Here is an 11,340-nt window from a genome sequence, read left to right as displayed (position 1 = left end):
AAGAAAAGCACAAAGAGACACGACTTCTTACTAGGAAGTTTGTGTAAATCGATTCTCATGGTGTTATTATTCTACGATTAATTTGAAAGTTTTAATGATTTTCCCATTCTGCGTGAGATTAATCAGGTATGAACTCTGGGTTGGTAACTGGTTCACATAATGATTGGAGTTCCTGTCAACTTTATCCAACGCGACCAATCTACCTGCGCCGTCATATATAGAAACCGTTAAATTTTCCATTGGCGGAAAACGTAAAGTAAAATTCTGTCCTTTCTTAACTGGATTCGGGTATAGGACAATTTTTTCAAGATCAAGGGAAAGGTTATTAGGATCAAGAGCTTTATTGATAACTGTTTCGTCCTTTTCCTTGATATCTTTGGTAGGACTTATAGCAAATGTAAAAAGTGCGGAATCACCTGTTTCATCATCTTTAATAAAGTCCACTTTGTTGAAAAAAATATAATTGTCCGTTTCTATCCCTTGAATCTTTCTTGTGTCCCCAGCAGTATTGGTTATTAAAAGCCAATATATTGTGGGTAAAGATCTGGGATTTAAGATTGATTTTTCGATTCTTAGGGAATAACCGGATTTTTGGACCTTAGAGCCTAAAAGATTTATTTGCCAATTGCGGTTCAATTTCGAAAAATTTCCCTCCTGAGATAAGTTGAGGTCTTTATCGTCATCGGACCAAAGGATAAATTCATTGTTGTTTAATAGCGACGAGTTTTCCGCATTGGTTCGTTTGATTTCATTTAACCCTATGGTCAGGATTCGATCTTCAATATTGGTTGACTGTTTTTGGTAAAGCTCATTTCCATCATCCCTGCCCATTCCAGTTAACCTGGTCTTAAAGTTTCTGTGTTTGTCGGGGTCCCAAATAACAGTTCCTTCACTATTATAATATTTTGAATTGTCTAATGAGATTCCATATTTTATCGAAAGATAAGAGTGGATATTATTCAATTCTTTTTGTGTGGCCCTTCTTGGATAAAAAATCATTTCATGAAGGTTCTGGTCGGATAATTTAATATTAAGGCTATCAGTTTTACCTTTTGCCCGATCAGGACTGCTCATATAACTAAAAATACTTGGCCGCTTTTTTAATTCTATATCATTCTTTTCCCCTTTCTGGTAACGGTTATTTGAAAGTGCGACATTTTTTTCGGGATTATCCCATATCAATTCATTCGCTTTGGCAGTATGAACAAGACTGAGTGTGTGACTTTTATTCTTACTATACCTGATAAATTTTTTGACGACTTTATCTTTTATTCCACAATGGAAGTTCAAAAGATTTTCGTCCTTACATTTGAGAGCGTCTCTTGAATGAGGATCTATTTTTTCCCAAATTTGAGTTTCCCCGGAAATTAATTGGGAAAATGCTAATTGGGAACCTAAAAGAAACGCACAGAGCATGACTCTTGAAAAATCAATTCTTTTCATAGGCTATAAAATGTTTTTTGGTTAGTGCTAGGAAACCTATGAAAATAAAGATCCATGCATCTTATTATTATAAGATACGTTTAGAAATAATCAACATCTGGTTTCTTAGCGGTATTCTGGCAATATTATAAAAAAAATCGATACACGGTATGGGGGAAAACCCCATATTTTTAATGGGTGTTTTCACGGTATCAAGTTGAGATATAGACTTTTAAATTTTAATAGGAATGAAATGTATTAAAAAAGCTTATGATTTAGGGAGTTGATGCTTAAAAAAGAATGAGCGTCCAACATAGTAAATTTTCAACATCTATACAGGTCTTACTTTTACGTGTTTCCGTAAGGAATTATCGATTTTATAGCCGATAGCGTAATGAAATTGCCCTCCATATATCTTTTGCAAGTTCCTGATCCGCATCTGAGTTTTCAAAATACCAAGTTTTGTCTCTCTTAAGAAGTTTTTGAATCACTCCATCCAGTAGAAGGTCTACTTCAATGATATCCTTAGTAATTCCTCGTTTTAAAAGTCGAATCTGAAAATCTCTATTCTTATAGGTGATCCTAAAAATCTGTCCTGAATTAGCGTCAAATTTTGAATTAATTGTATCTTCCATAGTTATGAAACTTGAAATTAAAAAAATGAAAGTTAAAAATCCAATTTATCGTACTATTTTTTTCTAATTTCAAATAGAAATTTTAGTATATTCCTGATATTAAAAAGCCTTTATTAATGCCTTATAAATATTCAGATGAACAGCGAATAGAATGGTTAAGAAGCCTAAATCCAAAATTTGATGATCAAAATTGGCACGATGACGTCGTAGTCCATTTCAGCCATATCAAAAACTTTGATTTTTTTATATCTGCCGGAACGTTTAGGGAAAAAATAGATCCCAGTAAAATTTGTGGGATTGATTACTCCTATGGCTACAATTGTGTAATGTATAAACCAAAAGACTGGCGATATTATTGGCTACAGTTTTTTACTGATTTGCGCAGGTTGGATCGTGTTATTGACAATTTTCCAACCAAAGAAACGGTGATTGAACATATTCATAATGCAAAAGAAGCGAAAACTGTCGTTCAGTACGGCAACCATTACTTTACAATAGGCGGACAACATCGATTATGCCTTGCAAAATTTTTAGAAGTTCCCGAAATTGAGGTAGACGTAATAAAATATGTTTTTGACCGAGTCCATTTCGCTCACGAGATGCGTTTTCAAAGAACTATTCCTGCTCTGCAGGAATTAGGATTTCTATCACTTGATTATCATTCTGATCTCCATTACGATTTTTTTATCATCGAATTTGCTGGCGAGTATGTCTCCGTAAAAAAAAGATATGCACATTATATATTGAAAAGATATACGACCTTAAAAAAGATGCCATTGAAAGGATTTCTAAATTATGTAAAAGCTATGGACGCAAATTATTATGACAAGAAGAGGATTGATGAAGATGTCAAGCTTTATATCTTGGATGCCTACTTGTTAAAGCACCTTAAAACACGTAAAAAGTTAATTGATGTTTACGTAAATAACCAATAAAAAATATATTAATCATGCTTCAAAAAACGCACAAGATTAGTTTCCATTATTACGACACGGGAGGTGGTGATGCAATCCACATTAGATTTTTAGGAGAAGATTCGAACTGGCACAATATACTAATTGATGGAGGTTACGCTCGTGAATATAAAAATGCTTTTGCTCAACTTATTAAAGAAATTTTAGCTGCTGATGAAATCGTTGATTATTGGATAATCAGTCATATTGACAGAGATCATATCGGTTCAGTTTTAGGTTTCCTGCAGGATAAAACCATAAAAGATAAGTCCAAGGCTGTTAAGGGATTTATATTTAACAGTACCTCCGAACCTATCCAAATACCCCGTGAGAAAATTTCAGTCCGTGATGGCATAACATTGAGAGAATATATCAAAAAGAGTTATTTTCAAACTGAAACGTCTATTAATACGGAAACAAATCCAATTGAAGTTTTTGGCCTGAAAATGACGATACTTTCGCCTACGCCTGAAAAGCAAAAAAAAGCGGAAGATTTATGGACCGAGGAAGAGCGGACAATGAAAATTGGAAGAAAAGCTTCACAGTCAGACCATGCGAAAACTATAGCTGAACTTAAAGACCTTCCGTTTCATCAAGATAAGGATGAGGTAAATGGCAGTTCTATCGCTACCCTTGTTGAATTTGGCGACATTACGGCTTTACTTTTAGCAGATAGCCATCCCTCAGATATTGAAGATAGTCTTTCTGCCTTGCGGTACAGTTCAACAAATCCCATTCCGCTCTCCTTTATGCAATTATCTCATCATGGAAGCAAAGCAAACACTAGTATTGAGTTATTAGAAATGGTCAAGACAGAAAATTTTGTTGTAACCGGTAACGGAATCCATAATCAACATCCAGACAAAGAAGCATTGGTAAGGCTATTAGAATATGGAAAGAAAAACGAAATAAAAATTAAAATTCATTATTCCTGTGACACAAAGGAATTGAGAGATCTATTTAAAATTGATGCAAAGATAGAAACGTGTTACGAATTTGAAACTACCTATAAAGAGATTGGTCCCGAAAACGAACTATTTTTATTTGAAGAAATCACTGACAATATATGAATCTAAAGTTACCCCAGCTTTCTACCATCAGAATTCAATGCAATGAAGACATTGGGACCGCAGTTATATACTTTCCAGATGCTGATACTGATTATGTATATATTTTAACCGCTAAACATTGCTTAGTTGGAGAAAAGTTTAACAAAACATATTCTAAAGAAGGAATACTACTGGATCAAATTTTTAATGATGAGTCTTTGACCTATCATTCATATGTTCTTTCAGATACTGCAGTCGTGATAACCTCTGTAAATAATGAAGAAGATCTGGCCTTAATTATTGTACCTGCGAATGATATAGTAGCGCTAACCGGAAAAAGGTTTTTCAGTCAGGTTATTGATGCGGATGATACTATCCAAGAATATACAGTTAGGGGATTCGCAAATTTTAATGATCAAAAAGACGACCAGCCTTTTTCGCTTAAATTTCTTGAAAATAAAAAGCATAATCCGAATATTTTTACATTGCATCATGAAGGATCACTAGATACTTTTTATCAACAGGCCATGTCAAATGTAGCTGGTCTTTCAGGATCAGGAGCATATGCCGATCTGTTCGGAAATCTCTATTTTGTAGGAATAATTCATACTTACGTAGATGGAAATACATTTATAGCAACGAAGGTTTTAGCTTATAATAACCTCATTGATCCTAACAAATTCAAACTCATCGAAGAATTGAAACCCGAAACTAATCCTGAAATATTGGATAGTTATGGGAAAATGGATAAAAATAGAGAAATAATTAATTTGAGAACTAGGGAGACAGTTGGTTCATTCACTGTTCATCGTGACACATCCCTTTTGATTCGTGCTATTAAAGAAAATAATCTTGTCGTTATCCATGGAAAGCCCGGTGTAGGAAAATCAGCTCTGGCGAAAGCCGTCGTGAAAGAATTAAAATCCGAAGGTGATTATACTGTCATTACGCTTACTCCAGAAAATCTCTACTGTAATACCTTAGATGAAGCGATGAAGAGTGCCGGATATAATGCGACAATCCAACAAATTGTCGGTAGTCCTTTATCCGCACGAAATGTTTTGATTTGGATTGAAAGTTTTGAAAAATTAATAGAATCCGAATTTTCGGGGGCATTTAATGAATTGCTCCAAATTATGAAATCAAATTCGCGCATAATTCTTTTAATAACAGTTAGGGAATATTTATTACAGAGGTTTCGCATTCATTTTTATTTTGAGCTTCCAAAAAATAATACATATTTAGAAGTCAATGATTTTAATGATGGAGAGATACAACTAGTTCAGGATGCCATCCCCCAACTTAAAACATTACTTGAAAACCCAAAAATCAAACATTTACTTCATAACCCCTATTATCTTGACAAGGCAGTTCGTATTATTCCTTTCCTGGAAAGTGAGCAACAATTAGATGAAATAAAATTTAAGAAGTTGATGTGGCAGCACATAGTAGAGAATGGAAATACCGCCAGAGGAGCTGTTTTTTACGAAATTTGTGTAAAAAGATCACGAGAAATGTGCCTCTTCACCGACTTTCCAGGAAGCGAAGACACGATTTCTCAACTTTTGAGGGACAATATTATACAACAGAACGATATCGGAATAAATCCTGAATATAGTCCCTCACACGATATTTTAGAGGATTGGGCGCTGATAAGATTTATTTCAGAGCAAAAAAAGCTGATGCCAGACAGTAGAACTTTCTTAGAATCCATGGAAAATAACCCTGCAATAAAAAGAGCATTTCGGTTGTGGATGGAAGAGTTCTACCTTACTGAGCCGGTCAAATCGGTAAGTTTCGTTCATGAACTTTTGCAAGATAGCTTATTGTCGCAATCATGGAAAGACGAACTTTTAGTTGTATCACTCCGTTCCAGGAATGCTGCAATACTTTTAGATGCACTAAAAGATAATCTTCTTAACAACGAAGGGCGATTCCTGAAACAGATAATGTTTTTACTCCAGATCGGATGTAAACGTATCGACCCGGCCAAACAAAGTTTAGATCAGTTATTGCCAACAGGTTCCGGATGGGACTATATTATTGACTTTATTTGGGATAATTATGCTACAATTTCATCGTTCAAAATCGATACCGAATACATAGCACTTATTGAGGCGTGGTCGAAACAACTACCTGACTTCAATCCTCAAATAATCCCATCATGTGCCAAAAGTGTTGCCAACTTTTTGGAAGACTTCGTTCATCGAGTTCAGAAAGCATTTATTGGAGCGGTAAAATATGATTCAGTGAGCTCGGTATTAGAGCCCTATGTAAAAATAATCTTTCAACTGACCGCTTCGGACCCTTCGTTAGTTGAAAACTTAATACAGGCTGCTAAAAACCCACATGTTGGAAATGAGCGATGGAATAATATCCAATTTTTAAATCAAATTCGAAAATGTATTACTGAAGGCGTCATGGCTGACCAAATATGCCGTTTTTTCCCACATGATGTATTGGAGATTGCGAGGGAAGATTGGTTAAATAAAGAAGAAGATAGAAGACCACCTTATACTCCTATCCATTTTCGTAGGTCCGATGCAAGGGATTTCGGTTTGAGCCGACGATTTAATACCGAACATGGTTTTCCAAGTGCCTATCACACATTTTTTTATTGGATGTTTCTCTATCATCCAGATAAAGCATTAGATTTCATTATCATTTTTTTAAATGCTGCGTTTGAAAAAAACCAAAGCGTTTTAAAATCGCAAGGTGAGGATATTGAAGATATTACCGTAAGCTTCCACGATGGCACTTCGAAGTCTTATTATGGGACCTATGACTATTGGTCTATGTATCGAAGTAAAAGATCTGAAAACCGGCATATCGCCTCCTTATTAATGGCTCTTGAAGCTGGACTTTTAGACTTAATTGGGGAAACAACAGATCAACAATTAAAAGGGTACCTTCAAAAAATTATCAAAGAATCTAACAATGTTGCATTTCTGGGAATTACGATAAGTGTAATACAAGCACATCCTGAACTTTTAGATGAAAATTCGGTTTGTTTATTAGGTATACCAATTTTTTTCTGGTGGGAATCAAGCCGATGGATGTCAGAATTATATACTAATGAAGTATTCAATGATGATGAATACGAGAAAAATGAAAGAACCAAGTCCAATTCAAAAGTTCACCGGCGAAAATACTATCAGGGCCTCGTAGGTTTTGTTTTTGATTATATGTTTATCTATCGGACCCATAATGATCTATTATATAAGGAAATTGATAAAATGTGGGAACAGGCTCCAGCTGAGGAATTTCAATGGAGAAAGTTTCTATTTGATATGGATGCCCGTAAATACCAATTTATACCAGTTGAATATAACGGTAAAAAAATGCTCCAGATTCAACCAGCCTATGATGAGGAAGTTCGAAAAAATGTGACAGAAACTAATGATCTTGACACAATACCAGCTGTTAATGTTATCTGGGCAAAAGATGCGTATGACAATAAACCTATTGATGATCACCATTACGAAAAGTGGCGAGAAGGATATGATTATATTCAACAATCAAAGGGTCACTTTGATTTTATGACTTCGAAAACTCTGATGGCATCATTAGGTTTACGCGATTTTTTTACAGAAATGGACGAGGAGCAATTAGTATGGTGCCGGAAAATAATCATGGACTTTGCAGAAAAAAATCTGATGGGCCAAGAATCTATGGATATGTATCTTGACGTTTTTGGTAAGCAGGCGGCTCTTACTGGTCTTTCATATAATATTAATTACGGAACAGACGAAAAAACTATACTGAAAATAAAGGAATTAATTTTTCGATTGCTTATAAGTGGATTGGACGAACAGGAACGAATTGCGCTTCAAGCTGGGATAGCACATCAACTCGTAAAAGATGATCCTGATTTTGTATTAAATTGCTGGTATGGCCTGTTATCCTTCATAGAATACAAAAAAGAAATGAATTCTATTGAACAACGCCGCAGGGATGCTATGTGGATGTACGGGGAGGAAACGGAAAATAAGAATACAGATGTTGTAAAGGAGGAAGAATTTGTGGATCATTTAACAACAGTGGTTCTTAATGGCAGTATTGAAAAACCTGCAAAACTATCATTCACTCTTGATATGCCCACTCACTGGCTTCTTGATGATGCTCTGCGCATTATACCTTGGACAACGACAGTTGCGGAACAACATAACATGGTACAAGAAGTTCTTAAACTTCACCTGGAATTTTTAGGAGACAAAAAATCTTGGAGCAAGTCTGATTTTTTTGAAAGTAGACATGCATTCACGTTCTTCTATCCAAGATTTTTACTTTCACAATCCGTTGAAATTTCAAAGCCTCTTTTTAAGGAATTATTGAATCTTACCATAACTGAAGACAAAAAGCTAAATACCACTGATGTAACAAATTATTTGTATCGGCTCCTCAAAGAATTTATCCGGTCTGTTGCAAATGGCTCACCTAAAGATAATTTTTGGGCACTCTGGGATGTTTTACGAGAGTGGACACTTGAGAATGAAACAACGGTTTACATACCGCTCTTTTTTATGGATCTTGATTGGACTGCGGAATCGGAAAATTGGCATGTGCTTGAAGGAAAAAGCCTTTATTATAAAGAGTTTATTACCAAATATGGATTTAACAAAATAAACGAGTGCATCAAATTTTTGAGTGGTGTGGCTTTTCAGCAGTTTATGCCGGAATCTTTAAGTTGGGTGGCCTTGATGCTTAAAAGCCAAAATGCTTACGAAGTGAATAGGAAGCTATTGGAAAACTTCGCTGAGAAAGCTTTTTACAAATATGGAAACGACATAAAAACTAACAAAGAATTGCTGGCTGATTATCTCTTTATCTTGGATTTTCTAATAACTATCATTTCCCCAAAAGCATACATGTTGAAAGATGAATTAATACAGTACAAATAAAAATATGAAAATAGAAATCATTGTAAAAAATATCAAAGACGCCATAAATGTTCTACTTGAAAAAGAAACTGGTAATCTAGCAAGAGGTCTTAATGAACTTAATATTTCTACTCATCTGGCCTTTTATTTAAAGCCTTTTTTCCCCCAGTTCGACGTTGATCCCGAATATAATGGTGACATAGATAAGCCAAATGATAGGAAGGCGCTGGATATAGCAGAAAATCGCATGATGGAAATAGGTTTTAAACCAAATGAAAATGATAATTACAAAATAAGTCCTGACATCATTATTCATCGAAGGCAGACAAACGACCATAACTTAGTTGTAATCGAAGTAAAAAAGGACAGCCATACAAGAAAACATAAAGAATTTGACCTGATTAAACTTGAACACCTAACCATTGATTTTCTTGGTAATCATTACAATTACAAATTAGGTATAGCAATAATTTTTGGAACTAAAAAGAATACGGGCAAATACGATATTCGTTTTTTCCAAAACGGCAGGGAATTCCTGGAAGAAAACATAGTTTAGTACTTATAATCTATGTATTTTAATAATTGCATCACTGAATAGTCTATTTTCATAATGTATTCGTCTTCGCCGCCGTAGTCTCGTAGAAATCGGTCAGAAAAACCGTATCCGCCATTAGCTTTTGCTTTTTTTAATACATCGCTAAGGGGGTAAAAGGTATTTCTGTATTTCCCTTTATTGATTTCCAATGATGGCAGACAATCTTTTGTATCGCATATAATCCAATAGCCTTTTCGCTCACCGAATCTTACAGCCGAATATGCCGTATTTGTAAAGCTCGCAATGTATTCTGCTTTAGATCTACGGGGAATGCTTCTGATCAGTATAGGTTTCGTCTTTGGGATGAAATTTCTTAATACAATTTCCCATACGTCATAATAAGCCTTAAATTTTTCACTTCGGTCCGTATAGACCCAGTTACAGATAAAGGTTATTGTATCGGCTGAAGGTATGATATCTTTCTCAAAAATATCAATTAGGTTTTGAGCTATTTCTTGCTTTTTGGAAGTTGTTAGGCGATAATAATCCTTCATGATTGCTTTATTTTTTTGGGAGAAAAGGGTAAATTAATTATTGTATTTAATGTAGCGCTCTAAAGCGCTTTGATATGCGAGAGAATCTATAATTCTGTCGCTCGGAAGACTTGCAAGATACATTTCCAAAAGATCTTCCGTCGCATTATCATACTTCACTCCAATTACACTTCCAAGGAAAACAAAAAGAAAATTTTGACCAAAATAAGTATATGCTGCAGATTGGTATATTCCTCCACAACCTTGTTGTTTTTTATTATTTGATTCAAATGCTGGGATTAAATTCGCAAAATATTTGTTAAAAAGAGCTCGTAATTGCTTTTTATTTTCAATCGCAAAAGCGGGATATAAATCTTCAAAAAGCTGATACCTAATGTTGATAAACTCTCTCCTGAATAATGGATTTTCGTCTTTAACGACATCAATTCTAGCATCAGTGATGGTTTTCCAATCAGAATATCGGTCAAGTCTAACCTTGTCAATATTTGCTCTTTCTGCTGCTTTAAGCCTTTCAATACCGTAATAAGCGAGTATGATTGTGATTGTTGCGGCAAACAATCCATTAAATTTGCTGAATTGATTAATGTAAAAACTCATACCATCAGGTGAAAAGTCGAAATGATTTTCGAACAGTAACCTTTGAGTTGAAATAAATGCAATAAATGATAATACAAACATGCATATGGCAACCAATATGATTATAAATCTGAAAATAGACCCGATGTTCAGAATTGATTCTAGGTATCGATAAATAAGTTGAGAAATACTTTTCATTATTGGTCGCTTTTATAGATAACTAAGATATAAAAAAATAGTAAAATTAGAAGAATGATAATGCGTATCAAATCGTTAGTGTGTTCAACTAAATTTTTAACAGAGGAATCAGCTGTAAACTTACGAGTAAAAAAAGAATGGTGTTAATCAGAAAATAAATAAAACATCAGCAAATAAATCATTTACTTCTTCACAAATATTTCATCTTGTGATACAAAACGTCTTTTTAATTCACAAAAACGATGGTGAATTCACCAGTGATTTCACCACCGATCTAAAGTTATTTTTGGATAAATAAAAACTATTAAATACTTTATTAAGCTGATTATCAATGCGTTGAGAAAAATAAGATAATATCAATAACTAACTGAATAACAGTTATATACGCAAAAAAAACTTACTTATAAACTGGGCATTTTGTCCCTCATTTTTAAAATTATAAAGTTTAAACACAAGTATGAACTTAAAAATCTGTCAGAAATGAGCAATTTTTACTATTATCAAATCGTCAAAATATAACTCATTTTTTGATCATTAT

General features: G+C 34.2%; 8 protein-coding genes. 4 read left to right on the top strand and 4 right to left on the bottom strand.

Features of this window, described 5'->3' with window-relative positions:
- Nucleotides 1-66: 66 nt before the first annotated feature.
- On the bottom strand, nt 67-1,443 hold the full coding sequence (locus BUB03_RS03605; RefSeq protein ID WP_048506382.1) for a T9SS type A sorting domain-containing protein: 1,377 nt from the start codon (nt 1,441-1,443) through the stop codon (nt 67-69).
- A 356-nt stretch (nt 1,444-1,799) separates the two neighbouring features.
- Nucleotides 1,800-2,057, bottom strand: a complete 258-nt coding sequence (locus tag BUB03_RS03600) for a hypothetical protein (protein WP_048506383.1) — start codon at nt 2,055-2,057, stop codon at nt 1,800-1,802.
- 116 nt (nt 2,058-2,173) lie between these two features.
- On the opposite strand from BUB03_RS03600, the gene BUB03_RS03595 reads away from it, so the two are divergent.
- Genes BUB03_RS03595 through BUB03_RS03580 form a run of 4 tightly spaced genes read left to right on the top strand, consistent with a single transcriptional unit; the run spans nt 2,174 to nt 9,495 of the window.
- Entirely contained in the window at nt 2,174-2,992 is an 819-nt protein-coding gene (locus BUB03_RS03595; protein WP_073060376.1) for a hypothetical protein, read from the top strand.
- Nucleotides 2,993-3,006: 14 nt separating this feature from the next.
- Entirely contained in the window at nt 3,007-4,080 is a 1,074-nt protein-coding gene (locus BUB03_RS03590; protein ID WP_048506385.1) for a ComEC/Rec2 family competence protein, read from the top strand.
- On the top strand, nt 4,077-8,960 hold the full coding sequence (locus tag BUB03_RS03585) for a P-loop domain-containing protein (RefSeq protein WP_073060373.1): 4,884 nt from the start codon (nt 4,077-4,079) through the stop codon (nt 8,958-8,960). Before BUB03_RS03590 ends, BUB03_RS03585 begins: the two co-directional genes overlap by 4 nt.
- Nucleotides 8,961-8,964: 4 nt before the next feature.
- Nucleotides 8,965-9,495 carry a hypothetical protein gene (locus BUB03_RS03580; RefSeq protein ID WP_048506387.1) on the top strand — a complete coding sequence of 177 codons (531 nt, stop codon included), beginning with the start codon at nt 8,965-8,967 and terminating at the stop codon, nt 9,493-9,495.
- Here BUB03_RS03580 and BUB03_RS03575 read toward each other — a convergent pair.
- Together BUB03_RS03575 and BUB03_RS03570 are read right to left on the bottom strand one after the other, a co-directional pair.
- Entirely contained in the window at nt 9,492-10,028 is a 537-nt protein-coding gene (locus BUB03_RS03575) for a hypothetical protein (RefSeq protein ID WP_206541003.1), read from the bottom strand. The two genes, BUB03_RS03580 and BUB03_RS03575, sit on opposite strands and share 4 nt — an antisense overlap.
- A gap of 33 nt (nt 10,029-10,061) precedes the next feature.
- Complete coding sequence (locus BUB03_RS03570; RefSeq protein WP_123892192.1) at nt 10,062-10,625, bottom strand: hypothetical protein; 564 nt, start codon at nt 10,623-10,625, stop codon at nt 10,062-10,064.
- Between the last annotated feature and the right edge of the window lie 715 nt (nt 10,626-11,340).

Origin of the sequence: Chryseobacterium oranimense, assembly GCF_900129755.1 — a bacterium.
Lineage (GTDB): Bacteria > Bacteroidota > Bacteroidia > Flavobacteriales > Weeksellaceae > Chryseobacterium > Chryseobacterium oranimense.
Note: the sequence above shows the minus strand (reverse complement) of the source record. Positions and strands in the feature narration are given on the sequence as shown.